Source organism: Streptomyces sp. CA2R106 (assembly GCF_037034245.1).
GTDB lineage: Bacteria > Actinomycetota > Actinomycetes > Streptomycetales > Streptomycetaceae > Actinacidiphila.
Map to the genome: position 1 here is coordinate 48,889 of NZ_JBAGKC010000011.1, position 13,789 is coordinate 62,677.

Annotated in this window: 16 protein-coding genes; 2 read left to right on the forward strand and 14 right to left on the reverse strand. The window is 74.9% G+C overall.

Features of this window, described 5'->3' with window-relative positions; all coding sequences use genetic code 11:
* Nucleotides 1-75: 75 nt before the first annotated feature.
* The 7 genes from WA788_RS18405 to WA788_RS18435 all read right to left on the reverse strand — a co-directional run bounded on the left by WA788_RS18405 (nt 76) and on the right by WA788_RS18435 (nt 7,455).
* Nucleotides 76-966, reverse strand: coding sequence for an ABC transporter ATP-binding protein (locus WA788_RS18405; protein WP_335978613.1), 891 nt, complete (start codon nt 964-966; stop codon nt 76-78).
* A complete protein-coding gene (locus WA788_RS18410) occupies nt 963-1,979 on the reverse strand; it encodes an ABC transporter ATP-binding protein (RefSeq protein WP_335978615.1) in 1,017 nt (338 codons plus the stop codon). Before WA788_RS18410 ends, WA788_RS18405 begins: the two co-directional genes overlap by 4 nt.
* Complete coding sequence (locus tag WA788_RS18415) at nt 1,976-2,866, reverse strand: ABC transporter permease (protein WP_335978617.1); 891 nt, start codon at nt 2,864-2,866, stop codon at nt 1,976-1,978. Before WA788_RS18415 ends, WA788_RS18410 begins: the two co-directional genes overlap by 4 nt.
* A 3-nt stretch (nt 2,867-2,869) precedes the next feature.
* Entirely contained in the window at nt 2,870-3,904 is a 1,035-nt protein-coding gene (locus WA788_RS18420; protein ID WP_335978619.1) for an ABC transporter permease, read from the reverse strand.
* A gap of 31 nt (nt 3,905-3,935) precedes the next feature.
* The gene (locus WA788_RS18425; RefSeq protein ID WP_335978828.1) at nt 3,936-5,498 is read right to left on the reverse strand and encodes an ABC transporter substrate-binding protein; all 1,563 of its coding nucleotides are present in this window, start codon (nt 5,496-5,498) and stop codon (nt 3,936-3,938) included.
* A 461-nt stretch (nt 5,499-5,959) separates the two neighbouring features.
* The gene (locus WA788_RS18430) at nt 5,960-6,919 is read right to left on the reverse strand and encodes a DsbA family oxidoreductase (protein WP_335978830.1); all 960 of its coding nucleotides are present in this window, start codon (nt 6,917-6,919) and stop codon (nt 5,960-5,962) included.
* Nucleotides 6,920-7,020: 101 nt separating this feature from the next.
* Nucleotides 7,021-7,455, reverse strand: coding sequence for an RrF2 family transcriptional regulator (locus WA788_RS18435; protein ID WP_335978621.1), 435 nt, complete (start codon nt 7,453-7,455; stop codon nt 7,021-7,023).
* A gap of 135 nt (nt 7,456-7,590) precedes the next feature.
* Between WA788_RS18435 and WA788_RS18440 the strand changes: the two genes are divergently transcribed.
* Both WA788_RS18440 and WA788_RS18445 read left to right on the forward strand, forming a co-directional pair.
* A complete protein-coding gene (locus WA788_RS18440) occupies nt 7,591-8,112 on the forward strand; it encodes a cupin domain-containing protein (protein ID WP_335978623.1) in 522 nt (173 codons plus the stop codon).
* Nucleotides 8,109-8,633 (forward strand): flavin reductase family protein, encoded by a 525-nt coding sequence (locus tag WA788_RS18445; RefSeq protein WP_335978625.1) that lies wholly within the window; start codon nt 8,109-8,111, stop codon nt 8,631-8,633. The genes WA788_RS18440 and WA788_RS18445 overlap by 4 nt, the downstream gene beginning before the upstream one ends.
* 9 nt (nt 8,634-8,642) lie before the next feature.
* Here WA788_RS18445 and rpsR read toward each other — a convergent pair whose 3' ends face one another.
* The 7 genes from rpsR to WA788_RS18480 all read right to left on the reverse strand — a co-directional run bounded on the left by rpsR (nt 8,643) and on the right by WA788_RS18480 (nt 13,788).
* A complete protein-coding gene (gene rpsR, locus WA788_RS18450; RefSeq protein ID WP_335978627.1) occupies nt 8,643-8,888 on the reverse strand; it encodes a 30S ribosomal protein S18 in 246 nt (81 codons plus the stop codon).
* Nucleotides 8,889-9,006: 118 nt separating this feature from the next.
* The gene (locus WA788_RS18455) at nt 9,007-10,161 is read right to left on the reverse strand and encodes a CobW family GTP-binding protein (RefSeq protein ID WP_335978629.1); all 1,155 of its coding nucleotides are present in this window, start codon (nt 10,159-10,161) and stop codon (nt 9,007-9,009) included.
* On the reverse strand, nt 10,161-10,361 hold the full coding sequence (gene rpmF, locus WA788_RS18460; protein ID WP_335978631.1) for a 50S ribosomal protein L32: 201 nt from the start codon (nt 10,359-10,361) through the stop codon (nt 10,161-10,163). Before rpmF ends, WA788_RS18455 begins: the two co-directional genes overlap by 1 nt.
* A 66-nt stretch (nt 10,362-10,427) precedes the next feature.
* The gene (locus WA788_RS18465; protein WP_335978633.1) at nt 10,428-10,898 is read right to left on the reverse strand and encodes a Fur family transcriptional regulator; all 471 of its coding nucleotides are present in this window, start codon (nt 10,896-10,898) and stop codon (nt 10,428-10,430) included.
* 52 nt (nt 10,899-10,950) lie between these two features.
* Nucleotides 10,951-11,838, reverse strand: coding sequence for a metal ABC transporter permease (locus tag WA788_RS18470; protein WP_335978635.1), 888 nt, complete (start codon nt 11,836-11,838; stop codon nt 10,951-10,953).
* Nucleotides 11,835-12,809, reverse strand: a complete 975-nt coding sequence (locus WA788_RS18475; RefSeq protein ID WP_335978637.1) for a metal ABC transporter permease — start codon at nt 12,807-12,809, stop codon at nt 11,835-11,837. Before WA788_RS18475 ends, WA788_RS18470 begins: the two co-directional genes overlap by 4 nt.
* Nucleotides 12,796-13,788, reverse strand: coding sequence for a metal ABC transporter ATP-binding protein (locus WA788_RS18480; RefSeq protein WP_335978639.1), 993 nt, complete (start codon nt 13,786-13,788; stop codon nt 12,796-12,798). Before WA788_RS18480 ends, WA788_RS18475 begins: the two co-directional genes overlap by 14 nt.
* Nucleotide 13,789 lies beyond the last annotated feature (1 nt).

Below are 13,789 nucleotides of genomic sequence, written 5' to 3' on the forward strand. Positions count from 1 at the left end.
GGAGGCCGGGTGCGGCGGTTCGTCGGGGGTGCGACGGGGCTCGTCGAGGTGCGGCGTGGGCCGTTACGGCAGCGGTCAGGCGTTCAGCAGGGCGCGCAGCGCGTCGCGTTCGGCCCGGTCGGCGGGGGCGGTGTGCAGGGTGGGCGCGGAGCTGACCAGCAACCGCGTGTAGGGGTGCTGTGGAGTGTCGATGACCTCGCGGGCGGGGCCGTCCTCCACCAGTTCGCCGCGGTAGAGCACGGCGATGCGGTCGGCGATCCCGGCGACGGAGCCGAGGTCGTGGGAGATCAGCACGATGGCCACGCCGGTGGCGCGCAGTTCCTTGAGGATCTCCAGCACCTGGACCCGGTTGGCGGAGTCCAGGGCGCTCACCGGCTCGTCGAGGATGACCAGTTCGGGCCCGGTGACCAGGGCCCGGGCGACCGCGACGCGCTGGCGCTGGCCGCCGGACAGCTCGCCGGGCAGCCGGTCGAGCAGCTCCTCGTCCAGCCGGACCCGGGTGAGGAAGGCGCGGGCCCGCGTCGCCGCCTCGGCGCGCGGGACGCCGCGAAGCAGCAGCGGCTCGGTGAGCGAGTCGGCGACGGTCAGGTCCGGGTCGAGGCTGCGCAGCGGGTCCTGGAAGACGTACTGCACCACGCCGCGGCGGCGCAGCGCCCGCCACTTCGCGGCGCCGTACCCGGTGACGTCCTCGCCGCCCACGGTGATGCTGCCCGCCGAGGTGCGGACCAGGCCGAGGACGGCGCGGGCGAGGGTGGACTTGCCGGAGCCGGTCTCGCCGATGACGCCCACGGTCTCGCCGGCCGCGACGCTCAGCGACACTCCGCTCAGGGCGCGCCGCCGCCGGCGGCGGTGGCCGTAGTGGACGTCGAGCCCTTCGACGGCGAGCACGGGGCCGCGCGGGGCGGGGGTGGCGGCGGCATCGGCGTCGGCGGGGGTGCCTGCGGGGGTGGCTGCGGCGGGCGTCATGACGTCTCCTCGGGGTCCGCCGGTTCGGTGGCGGCGGGGGCCGGCTCCCCGGCCGCCGCGGAACGGAACCGGTCGAGTCCGTACTGCTCGTGCTCGGCGACGAGCAGCCGGGTGTAGGGGTGCCGCGGGTGGTGCAGCACCTGGCGGGTCGGGCCGTGCTCGACGACCTCGCCCTGCCGCATGACCAGCACCTCGTCGCACATCTGGGCCACCACGGCCAGGTCGTGGGAGACCACGACCAGCGCCAGGCCGGTGCTTTCGCGCAGGTCGGTCAGGAGGTCGAGGATCTCGGCCTGCACGGTGACGTCGAGCGCGGTGGTGGCCTCGTCGGCGATGAGCACGCGCGGGCCGGCCGCGATCGCCGCCGCGATCAGGACGCGCTGGAGCATCCCGCCGGACAGCTCGTAGGTGTACTGGCCGTAGACGAGTCCGGGGTCGCGCAGGTGGACCGCACGCAGCAGTTCCAGGGCGCGCTGCCGGGCCGGGCGGCGCCCCAGGCCCTTCTTGGCCCGCAGCACCTCGGCGATCTGCGGGCCCACCTTGATCGACGGGTTGAGGTAGGAGGCCGGGTCCTGGAAGACGGCGCTGATGGTGGCGCCGCGCAGCGCAGTCCACTGCGGGGCGGTGAGTGCGGCGGTGTCGGTGCCGGCGATCTCGACCGAGCCGCCGGAGATCTCGAAGTGCGGGGGCAGGATGCCGAGCGCGGCACGGCAGGTGAGGGTCTTGCCGCTGCCGGACTCCCCCACCACGCCCACGGCCTTGCCGGGGGTGAGGGTGAAGCTGACGCCGTGCACGATCTCGCGGTCGCCGACCCGGTCGGTGATGTGCAGGTCGGTGACCTTCAGCACGGCCGCCGTCTCAGCCGTCTCAGCCGTCTCCGCGGTGTTCGCGGTGTTCGCGGTGTCCGCCGTCTCCGCGGTGCGGCCGGCGTCGTCCGCGGGGTCGGCCCCGGTCCTGGGGCCGGGCCCGGCCACCTCCGCGGGCGCGGCCGGGTTCTTCGACGGTGCCGTCATGAGGTGCCTCCGGCCGGTGCGGTTGCGGTCCGGTCGCGCCGCCCGGCGCGGACCTTGCGGTGGTTGACCAGGGCGCGGCCCGCCTCGCCGGAGACGTCGCGGATCGCGTCGGCGAGCAGGTTGCTCGCCCAGACGGTGGCCATGATCAGCAGCGCGGGGGCCAGCGGCGCCCACGGCTGGTAGCTGAGGTAGCCGAGGTCGGAGGCGAGCAGCCCGCCCCAGGTGGGCTTGGGCGGCTGCACCCCGATGCCGAGGAAGGTGAGGCTGGAGACGATGACGAAGCCGACGCCGATGGTCTGGGCGAGCGCGACCGCGATCGGCGGGAGCACCTTGGTCCACACGTGGCGGCGGACCACCCAGCCCACGGAGGCACCGGAGATGAGCGCCGCCTCCACGTACGGGGAGCGGGCGACGGTCAGGGTGGCGGCGCGCGCGACGCGGTAGAACAGCGGGGAGACGAGCACCCCGGTGACCAGCATGGCCTGGGTGATGCCGTTGCCGAGCAGGGCGATCACCGCGACGGCGAAGAGCAGGAACGGCAGCGCCACCAGCGTGTCGACCACGCGCAGCGTGACCCATTCGAAGACCCGGCCGAGGTAGACCGACAGGATGCCGGGGACCACCCCGACCACCAGGGCGGTGCCGGCCACTTCGAGGGAGCCGAGCACGCTGACCCGGGAGCCGTCGAGCAGCCGGCTGAGCACGTCCCGGCCGAGGTAGTCGGTGCCCAGCCAGTGGGCGCCGGAGGCGGGCGCGAGGGTGTGGGCGCTGGTGGCGAGCGGCGGGTGCGGGGCCAGCAGCGGGCCGAAGGCGGCCAGCAGGGCGATCAGGGTGAGGATCGCGAGGGCGATCCGGCCGGTCGGCAGCGACAGTACGCGGCGGAACATCGCTCACACCCCCCGCTGGGACGCCGGCGTCACACGGGCCAGCACCAGGTTGACGATCAGGTTGAAGACGACGACGAGGACGATCGACACCACCAGGACGCCCTGCACGGCGGGCACGTCGCCGGACTGGGCCGAGTCGTTGGCGAACCGCCCGAAGCCCTGGAGGCCGAAGACCCACTCGGTGACCACGGAGGCGCCGACCAGCGCGGGGAACTTCAGCCCGAGGGTGGCCAGCGCGGGCCCGAGGCCGTTGCGCAGCACATGGCGGAAGAAGATCCGCCGGGGGCTGAGCCCGCGCACCATCGCGCCGATGACGTAGTTCTCCCGGTAGGCGGCGATGAGGCTGGTGCGCAACTGCCGGGCCACGTCGGCGACCACGTCGAAGCTCAGGGCGATCGCGGGCAGCGTGATGTGCTCCAGCCACGGGGTCAGGCCCTGCGCGGCGGGCACGTAGCCGGCCGCGGGGAACAGGTGCAGCCCGACCGCGAAGACCTCCACCAGCACGATGCCGACCACGAACGCGGGCATCACCGAGATGAGGGTGACGAAACCGGTGATCGCGCGGTCGATCCAGGTGGTGTGGCGCAGTGCGGCGGCGGTGCCGAGCAGGAAGCCGGCGCAGACGCCGATGACCAGCGCGAAGGTCGCCACCGACAGGCTCACGCCCAGGCCGAGGCCGATGAGGGTGGAGATGTCGGCGCCGTTGGTCCAGCTGGTGCCGAGTTGGCCGTGCAGCACACCGCTGAACCAGTGCCCGTACTGCACCAGGAAGGGCCGGTCCAGGCCCCATTGGGCCTCGACCCGGTGGATCGCCTCGGGGGTCGCGTCCTCGCCCAGCTGGATGCGGGCCGGGCTGAGCCCGCTCAGCGAGCGCAGCGCGAACGTCACGAACGTCGCGACCAGGAAGACCGGTACGAAGATCGCGGCGGACCGGGCGACGGTGGCCAGGACCCGGACCAGCGCGTGGCGGGTCCTGGCCGCGGCCGCCGAGGCGGGGGCGGGGGCGGCTGGCGCCGCCGTGGTCGTTGTCGTCGTCATGGGGTGGCCCCCTCTCTGTGCGGGGTGGGCGTCAGTTGCCGATGGTCACGCCGGTCCAGTCGATGTGGCCGGGGTTCTTGGGCAGGTTGGAGACCGACTTGCTCTTGGCGAAGAGGTTCGGCGCGGAGTAGGTGAAGACCAGCGCCTCGCTCTTCAGCCCGGCGCGGGTGGCGGCCTGGAGGACCTGTGCGTAGTCGGGTGCGTCGATGCTGGTCTGCCGGACCTTGGCCACGGCCGCCTCGAACCCGGCCGGCTCGTAGGGGGTGCTGAGGTTCAGCGGGCCGTTCGGGCCGAAGTGCGCGGTGAGCGTCTGGAGCGCGGAGTCGCGGCCGGTGGTGCCGTACAGGGAGAAGGTGAGGTCCTTGGCGAAGAAGGGCGTGGCCCAGTTCTTGTCCACCTTGATGGTGACGGTGATGCCGACCTTGGCCAGTTGGGACTGGACGATCTCGGCCTGCGGGTCGGCGGCGGGGATGTCCAGGGTCAGCTTGATCGCGCCGGGCTTGTAGCCCGCCTCGGCGAGCAGTTGCCTGGACTTCGCCGGGTCGTAGGGGTAGAGGTCGGCGGACTTCGGGTCGTAGGCGACGTAGCCCTTGGGGAAGGGCTGGTCGGTGGCGGAGCCGTAGCCGAAGGTCAGCTTGTCGACGAACTCCTGCCGGTTGACGGCGTAGCGGACCGCGTCGACGACCTTGGAGTTCGTGAACGGCGCCTTGTTGATGTTCAGGCTGATGTTCTCGGCGTTGAAGCCGGGCTGCACGAACACGTCCAGGCCGGCCTTCTTGGCGGCGTCGGCCTGGCTGGCCTCGATGTCGGCGAAGTTGTAGACGCCGGTCTGGAGGCCGGAGACGACGGTGGCCGCGTCCGGCGCGGAGGTCAGCTCCACGTTGTCGATGTGGATGTCCTTCGCGTCCCAGTAGTCGGGGTTCTTCTTCAGCAGCACCTTGGTGCCGGGCACCAGTTGGGTGACGGTGAACGGCCCCGCGCCGACCGGGCTCTGGTCCAGCTTCCCCGGGTTCGCCGCGGCCTTGGGGCTGGCGACCTGGAGGACGCGCTCGCCGAGCAGTTGCGGGATCTGGTAGTCGACCTGGGTGAGGTGGACGACGACGTCGAGCCCGTCGGCGTCCACGGATCTGATGGACGTCAGGTCGCCGAACAGGGCGGAGTTCTTCTGCGTCTTGGCCCGCTCGATGGCGTCCTTGACGGCGGTCGCGTCCAGCGCGGTGCCGTCGCTGAACTTGAGGTTCGGCCGCAGGTGGAAGGTGACCTGGTCGCCCTTGGCGTTGTACTGCCAGCTCTTGGCGAGGTCGGGCACGGCCTTGCCGGTGTCGTCGGTGCGGGTCAAGGAGGCGTAGACGAGGGCGAGTTCGCGGAACTGGGCGCCGCTGCCGCTGACCACCGGGTCCCAGTGGCTCGGGAAGGAGGACGAGGCCCACTTCAGCGTGCCGGCGCCGCCCGCGGACGCGGACTGGCCGCCGCAGGCGGTGAGCGAGAGGCCCGCGGTGGTGACAAGCACGGCGGACAGCGCGGTGAGCCGGGTGCGGCCGGGGCGGCGGCTCGGGCCGGCCGGGGTACGGCGAAGCGCGATACGTATGGACATCTCGTACTTTCTGTCGACGCACTCCAGCCCGGTCTGGGCAGGCGGGAGCGGCAGGGCGGAGGGCGGGTCGGCGCGGGCACGCCGGTACGGCACGGGCACGCCGGTACGGCGCGGGGCATCGGTCGGCCGGGCCGCGCACCGCCGACTCCGCTTGCCCCAGAGGGAATCCGGAGGAATCCGGGATTCCCGGGGGCTGCCGGGAGGGTCGGTCAGGGCGCGGGTCGCACGAGGGCGGGCCGGGCGGGGAAGGGCGTCAAGGGCGCGGAGCGGCGGCGGTGCCGCTGGGCGGCGTGAAGGAGGGGCCGGTGCCGCGGGGGGCGGTCAGGCGCCGGTGGACGGTCGGTGACCGGTGGTCAGCGACAGAGGGCGCTGCACGTGCGCCGCAGGTCCACGTAGCGGCACACCACACCAGGGTGCGTCGAAAGCATGCTGCACATCTTGTGGGGTACGGCGAGCGGCTGTCAATGGACACCTTTTGATGTCTCATTCGGCGGACCGGGCGGAACCGGCGGACCGGCCGTCCCGGGTGCGGCCGGGTGCTGCGCCGCCTCGGCCGGGTGCAGCCACAGCGGGCCGTTGCCGGTCGGCACCCGCACCGCGCCCGGCGGCGGCCAGGACCCCTCGGCCAGCAGCAGCCGCTCGGGGTCGGTCAGGCTGCGGTAGCGCTCCAGCGCCGCCGCGGCGGGCAGGCGCGCCGCGCCGGCCAGCAGGCCCGGGCGCACGGCGTCGAAGGCCGCGGCGTACTCCTCGTACGACCGCCAGCCGGGCACGGCTCGGTGGCCGGCCGGCGCCCGCAGCAGCAGCGTCGGCAGGGCGTAGCGGTGGCCGCCGTCGGCGGTCTCCTTGGCCCGGCCGGGGTGGGGCGAGCCGGTCTGCCCGGCCAGCACCTCCGGCACCGGGCGCCGGGCCTCCTCGCGGTCCGCGCGCACCTGCCGCAGCACCTGCGGCGAGGCGGCGTCGGCCGCCAGCCGGCGCGGGTCGAGGCCGGGCACCCCGCGCGCCGCGGCCAGCGCGAGCGGCAGGGTGTCGGCCGGCTCGCCGAGCACGAACACCGTCTCGCGCAGCCGCCGCAGCACCGCCTCGCCCACCTCCGCGCCCTGGCGCGCGGCCGCCTCGGCCACCAGCGAGGCCGGCCACGAACTGGCCGCCACCCGGCTGAGCCGGGCCGCGCACGGTGCCCCGGTGTGCTCGGTCACGCCCGCGACGTAGCGCGTGTACCAGGCCGTCTCGGCGGCGGGGTCGGGCGGCGGGTCGTCGTCGTGGTCGAACATCACCGCGTACACCCGCCGCCACCGCACCCGCCCCGCCGACTCGGCCCGCAGCCGCCGCAGCACCGGCTCGGCGCCCCACGACCACGGGCACAGCGGGTCGGTGTACTCCACGACCTCGACACCGGCCACGACACCGGCCTCAGCACCCATCTCGGCACCGGCCACGACACCGGCCTCAGCACCCGCCTCGGCACCGGCCACGCCACCCGCGCCCGGGGCCCCGCCGGTGCGCACCGCCGCCCGCGGGGGCGTCACGCCGCGCGCTTCCCGTCCGGCCGCCCGCCCTTCGCCGAGGCCAGCAGCGTGTGGACGGTGACGCCGCCGAGCACCGCGGCGGCCTCGGCCTCGACCTGCCGCCAGACCGCGGTGAGCCCGGCCGCGGGGCCGGGGTAGGCCAGGCCCGCCAGCGGCTCCCCGCGCAGGGTGATCAGCTCGCCGTCGACGGCGCGCACGACGTCCAGGAGCGTGATCTCCTCCGCGGCCCGGCCCAGCCAGTAGCCGCCCTCGCAGCCGCGCTGGCTGCGCACCAGCCCGGCTCTTCGCAACTCGGCCACCACGGACTTCAGGAACCGGAACGGGATCTCCTGTGCCGAGGCGATGGCCTCGCAACTGAGCGGGCGCGCGGGCTCGCTGGCGAGTTCCAGGAGGGCGCGCGTGGCGTAGTCCGCCTTCGCGGAGATATGCATGTCCTCATCATGCCCGATCCCCCCGCGCTACGGGTCTCCCCGCCGTGTCCCGACCATTGCGGGAACATTGCCGCAGGTGAAGCGTAATGGACACCTCTTGACATCCTTTTCGGCGGCCGCCTAGCGTCCGGAGCCATGAGTACGCCGCCGACCCAGCCCGGTGAAGGTTTCCACCCCCATCTGCCCGACGCCCCGGCCGCATCCCCGACCTCGCCGCTGCGGGCCCGCCTGCACCACGTCCGCGCCGGCGAACTCGACGGCGACACCGCGCAGACCGGCGGGATGCGCCGGTTCGCCGCGATCAGCGGGAAGACGGTCGGCTCGGAGAAGCTGTGGATGGGCCAGACGCACGTGGCGCCGTCGACCGCCTCCTCCGACCACCACCACGGCGCCTCGGAGACCGCGATCCACGTGGTCAGCGGGCACCCGGAGTTCGTCTTCGTCGACGACTCCGGCGACACGCCGCAGGAGGTGCGGCTGCGCACCTCGCCGGGCGACTACATCTTCGTGCCGCCCTACGTGCCGCACCGGGAGGAGAACCCGGACCCCGACGACGAGGCCGTGGTCGTCATCGCCCGCAGCACCCAGGAGGCGATCGTGGTCAACCTCCCCCGGCTGTACGCGCTGGGCTCGGCACCGCGGGAGGAGCCCTCGTGACCGGTACCGAGTCCCGCCCGGACGTCGAGCAGGAGCTGAAGTCCGCGTTCCGGGAGGCCATGGCCGGGGTGTGCACACCCGTCGCGGTGGTCACCGCCATGGCGGGCCCCGCGCCGTACGGCACCACCGTCAGCGCCTTCACCTCGCTGTCGATGGACCCGCCGATGGTGCTGGTCTCCCTGGACCGGTCCTCCGACCTGCTGGCGGTGATCGACGGCAGCCGCCGGTTCGGCCTCAACATCCTGGGGGCGCAGCAGCCGGAGCTGGCTGTGAACTTCGCCCGCAAGGGCGGCCCGGCCAAGTTCGGCGGGGTCGAGTGGCAGGTGGGCGGGCAGGTGCCGCGGCTGCCCGGCGCGACCGGCTTCCTGGCGTGCGAGGTGGCCGACCTGGTCGCCGGCGGCGACCACGTCGTGGTCTTCGGCCGGGTGCTCAGCGCGGACACCGCGCCGGCCCGGCCCCTGACCTACCACGCCCGGGCCTTCGGCACCCACACCGCGCTGGACGCCAACGCCCCGGCCTGACACCGCGGGTCAGCGCACGGAGGTGGAGTACGGCAGCAGCGCCATCTCCCGCGCGTTCTTGATCGCGCGGGCCAGCAGGCGCTGCTGCTGCGCGCTGACCCGGGTCACCCGGCGGCTGCGGATCTTGCCGCGGTCGGAGACGAACTTCCGCAGCAGGTCGGTGTCCTTGTAGTCGATGTACGTGATCTTCGCCGCGTCCAGCGGGTTGACGCGCGGCTTCAGCGGCTTGCGGGGATCGGCGGAACGGCGGGCCATGAGGGCACTCCTCGGTGCGGGCGGGGGATACGGACTGCGGGACGGATACGGGCGCCAAGGCCCAGGGGGCGCGGGGGCGTTGGGGCGCGGAGGCGGGGGGGGTGCGGGAGACCGGGCCTCAGGAGACCGGGTTGAGCAACTCGTCGAAGGCGGCCGGGAAGCGGCGCCACCCGTCGGGTCCGGCGGCGTACTCCGCGTCGGTCAGCAGGCAGGACTCCAGCACCCGCGCCAGCCCGTCCCGGTCCAGCGCGGGCGAGGTGAAGACCAGGTGCTGGCAGCGGTCGCCGTGCTCGGGGTCCCAGTCGAGCGTGGCGGCGGCGCGCCGCATCGCGGGCACCATCTCCCAGGCGGCCCCGGGCAGCGCGGCCAGCCACGGCCCGGCGTTCTCCACCACCAGCGCGCCGCCCGCCGCCTCCCACGACAGCAGGGTGTCGGGCCGGTCGGCGAGCCAGAACCGGCCCCGGCTGCGGGCGGCGGCGCAGACCAGGTCCTCCAGCGCGGTGTACAGGCGCCCGGGGTGGAAGGGCCGGCGCCGCCGCCACACCAGGGTGCCCACCCCGGCCTCGTCCGCCTGCTGGGGCAGCCGCGAGCAGGCCGGGTGCTGGGCCGCGGCGGCGGCCTCGACGTCGAACCCGGCGAACGCCGCCCGGGCCAGCTCGGTCGAGCGGTCGGAGACCTGCCGTGCGGTGGGGTGCAGTTGGGACAGCAGCGCGCGGTCCTCGTCGGTCGCCTCGGCGTCCTGCGCGACGACCAGCACGGGCGCGTACTCCAGTTGCCGCGCCCAGGTGTCGCCGACGGTGCGGCGGTCCTCCCGGGCCGCGGCGAGGCCGGCCTCCTCCAGGTCGTCACCGTTGGCGAGGCAGGGCAGCACCAGGCCGGGGTCGACCGCCGTCATGACGCTGCCGAGCTCCAGGAACCGCCCGCCCTGCCCGGCGATGACCTCGGCCATCCCCTGCGGCTCGACGGAGTCCCACAGCTCGACCACCGCGAGCCGGGTCAGGCCGTCCCCGGCCAGCCGCTCCAGTTCCGGGACGAGGTCGGCGCGCAGCGCGCAGCACGCGCAGTCGTTGACGAGCGGGGTCTCGCCTTCCGAGAGCAGGCCGTCGGCGTCGCGGACGGTGCGCCGCACCGTGCCGTCGGCCGCCGAGGACAGGTCGTGGTGGAGCGCGACGCTGCCGGGCACCATCGTCAGCAGGTTCCCGACCGCCGTCCGGCGCGCCTGCGCGTGCATCCCGGCGACGATGACGACGGGGAGCTTCCCGCGCGGGTCCATCAACGCCCCCCGTGGACCCGGCCGAGGCCGGCGCGGGCCGGGTCGAGCAGCCCGCGCTCGTACGCCGCGACCAGGCGCTGCGGGACCAGGTGGGTGGCGCCGTCCACGGTGACGGCCACCAGCCGGGGCGCGCTCGCCTTCCACTGGGCGCGCCGGTGCCGGGTGTTGCTGCGCGACATCTTCCGTTTGGGTACGGCCATGGTTGGCTCCTCCGGTGGGTCGGGATGACAAGCTCGACGCTATATGAAAACGACTTCCATTACCAATCAGTGGCCGGGTGGCTCCGCCCGCCGCCCGGCGCCGCCACGGCAGTCCGCGCACACGCCGGTCAGCTCCACGGTGTGCTCCACCTCGGCGAAGCCCGACTCCTCGGCGACGGTCCGCGCCCAGCTCTCGACCACGGACGCCTCGACCGGGCTGCTGGCCCCGCAGGTACGGCAGATCAGGTAGTGCCGGTGCTCCCGGCTCGGGCGGTGCCGGAACAGCCGCTCGCCCCCGGCGTCGCGCACCACGTCCACCACACCGGCGTCGCCCAGCGCGGCCAGCGTGCGGTAGACGGTGCTCAGGCCGACCGGCACGCCCGCCGCGACCACCGCGGCGTGCAGGCTCTGCGCGCTGACGAAGCCGTCGCCGTCGACCAACGCCCGCAGCAGGGCCCTGCGTTGCTGGGTGCGGCGCCCCGGCACCCGGTCGTCGTCGCGCCGCGGCGGCTGCCCGCCCGCGGAGGTGCTGTGCACGGTTGGCCCCCTGGGGTGCGTGCTCGGGTTCGTACGGGACCGGCGCCGGGACTCAGGCGCGGCGCAGTCCGGCGCCCGGGGCCGCGAGGCCCGGACCGCGGCGCCGCCGCCGGCCGCCGACGGCGAAGGCGGCCGCGTACACCGCGGCGGCCAGCGCCACGATCGCGAAGCTCGGCGGCATCTTCGGCACCGCGTAGCTCAGGGACAGCCCGCCCCACATCTCGGCGACCGCGAGCACCGTGGACAGGGCGAACGCCCGGGCCGGGCGGTCGGTGAGCCGCTGGGCGGTGCCCGCGGGCGCCGCGAGCAGGCCGAGCAGCAGCAGCGACCCGACCGCCTGGCTCGCCTCGGCCGCGGTCACGCCGATCAGCGCCAGGAAGCCGTAGCCGAGCAGGCCCACCGGCACGCCCCGCGCCGCCGCGACCGCCTCGTCCACGGACGCGAACAGCAGCGGCCGGAAGACGGCGAGCACCACCGCGCACACCCCGGCGGCCACCGCGGCGGCGGTACCGGCCTGGCCCGCCGACATCCCGAAGATCGAGCCGAAGAGCACCCGCACCCCGGCGCCGGCGTTGTCCGCGCCGCCGGAGGTGCTGTACATGGTGAGGAAGAAGGTGCCCAGGCCCGTGATCCAGGCGAAGACGTTGCCGATGGCGACGTCGTCCGCGCGGCCGGAGCGGGCGAGGGTGCCGAGCAGCACCGCGACCGCGATGGTCGCCGCGTACAGGCCCAGCCGCAGGTCCACGCCCGCGGCGAGCGCGGCGAGCGACCCGGCGAACGCCATGTGGCTGAGCGCGTCGCCGGTGAAGACCTGCGCGCGCAGCACCAGGAAGTAGCCGACCATGCCGGACGCGGCGGCGACGGCCCCGCCGGCGAGGACCGCGTGCAGGAAGAAGGGGTGCCCGAGCGCGCCGGGCCAGCCGAGGGCGAGGGTGTTCACAGCAGGCTCCCCGAGGTCCAGACGGCCGCGGCCTCGGCCGGTACGGCGCCCGGGCCCGCACGGTCCGGCGCGCGTCCGGCGCGTTCGCGCAGCAGCCGCGCGCCCCAACTGGCCGCATAGGCGGCGAAGGCGAAGCTGGTCACCCAGAATCCGATCGGGTAGGGCGAGTAGTAGGCGACCGTCAGGCTGGTCCAGGTCACCACGAGCGCGATCAGCACGGAGCCGGCGAGGCCGCGCACCGGGCGGGCGGTCAGGTTCTGGGCGGTGGCCGCGGGCATCACCAGCAGCGCGAACACCAGCAGCGCGCCGGTGATCTGGCTGGTCGCCGCCGTGGCCGCGCCCAGCACGACCAGGAACACCGCCGACAGCAGCCGCACCGGCACCCCGCGGGCGGCGGCGACCGCCGGGTCCACGGACGCGAACAGCAGCGGCCGCCCGACAGCGGCCAGCACCAGCAGCACCACCGCGCCCACGACCGCCAGCACCCGCACCTGGCCGGCCGTGATCCCCAGGAAGCTCCCGAACAGCAGGGCGTCCACCCCGCCGAGGAAGCCCTTGTAGAGGGCGATGAAGAGGAAGCCGGCGCCCAGCAGGAACGCCTGGACCGTGCCGGTCACCGCCGCCTCCTCGCCGCCGCCGGCGCCCGTCCCCCCGCCGGAGCCCGCGCCGCCCCCGGCCCGCGGGATCGCGGCGATCACCAGGGCCGCGCCGACGCAGAACGTGAAGTAGCCGTAGACCGCGCCCACACCGACCAGGGTCGCGCCGGCCGCGCCGGGGAACGCCACCGCCGACAGCGTGTGCCCGGCGAAGCTCTGCCGCCGCAGCACCATGAACCAGCCGATCGCCCCGGCCAGTACGGCCACGATCGCGCCGGCCCGGAAGGCGTTGACCATGAAGGGGTACGCCCACATCTGCTGGACGTCGGCGACCGGGTTCCACGACCAGCCGGCCGCGCCGTCAGCGAGTCCCACGGCCGGCCCCCTCCCCCGCCGGCGGGTGCCGGTCGGTGTGCACCGCGGGCGCCTCGGGCTGGCCGACCACGACCAGCCGCCCGTCGGAGGTCCGCAGCACCTCGATCGGCGTGCGGTACAGCCGGCTCAGCGTCCGCGAGGTGATCACCTCCGCCGGGGTCCCGGCCACCGCCCCGCCCTCGGCGAGGTACACCACCCGGTCCAGGTGCGCGAGGATCGGGTTCGCGTCGTGCGCGACCATCACCACGCTGACCTGCTCCTCCCGGCAGATCCGCCCGATCAGCGCGGCCACCGCGGCCTGGTTGGGCAGGTCGAGGCTGTCCAGCGGCTCGTCCAGCAGCAGCAGGCGGGGCCGCCGGACCAGTGCCTGGGCGATCAGCAGCCGCTGCTGCTCGCCGCCCGAGCACTGGCCGATCGGCCGGTGCGCGTAGGCGCTCGCGCCGACCGTCTCCACCACTTCGGCGATCCGCTCCCGGGCCGCCCGCGCCGACCCGGGCCGTCCCAGCCCCCAGCGGTCGCCGTCCCAGCCCAGCCGGACGACGTCCACGCCGCGGATGCGCAGCCCGGGGTCGAAACTGCGCCGCTGCGGCAGGTAGCCCACCTGCTGCGCGCGCCGGCCCGGCGGCCGCCCGAGCACGCTGATGCTGCCCGCGGCGGTCGGGACCAGCCCGAGGATCGCCTTGACCAGGGTCGACTTGCCGACCCCGTTCGGGCCGAGTACGGCGACGAACTCCCCCGGCGCGATGTCGAGTTCGACGTGCGACCACAGGGTGCGGCCGCCGACCCGCACGGCCGCGTCGCGCAGCGAGACCACCGCGGGCCCGGCCGCGGGGTCCTGCGGCCGGGCGCTCTCCGGCGCGGCCGGGGGCGCGGCTTGCGGCGCGGCTTGCGGCTCGGCGGTTTCCGGGGCGGCGGCTTCCTCGCGCGCCGCGGGCACTTGCGGCCGTACGGCCTCGCGCAGTCTGGTGAGCGGATGCATC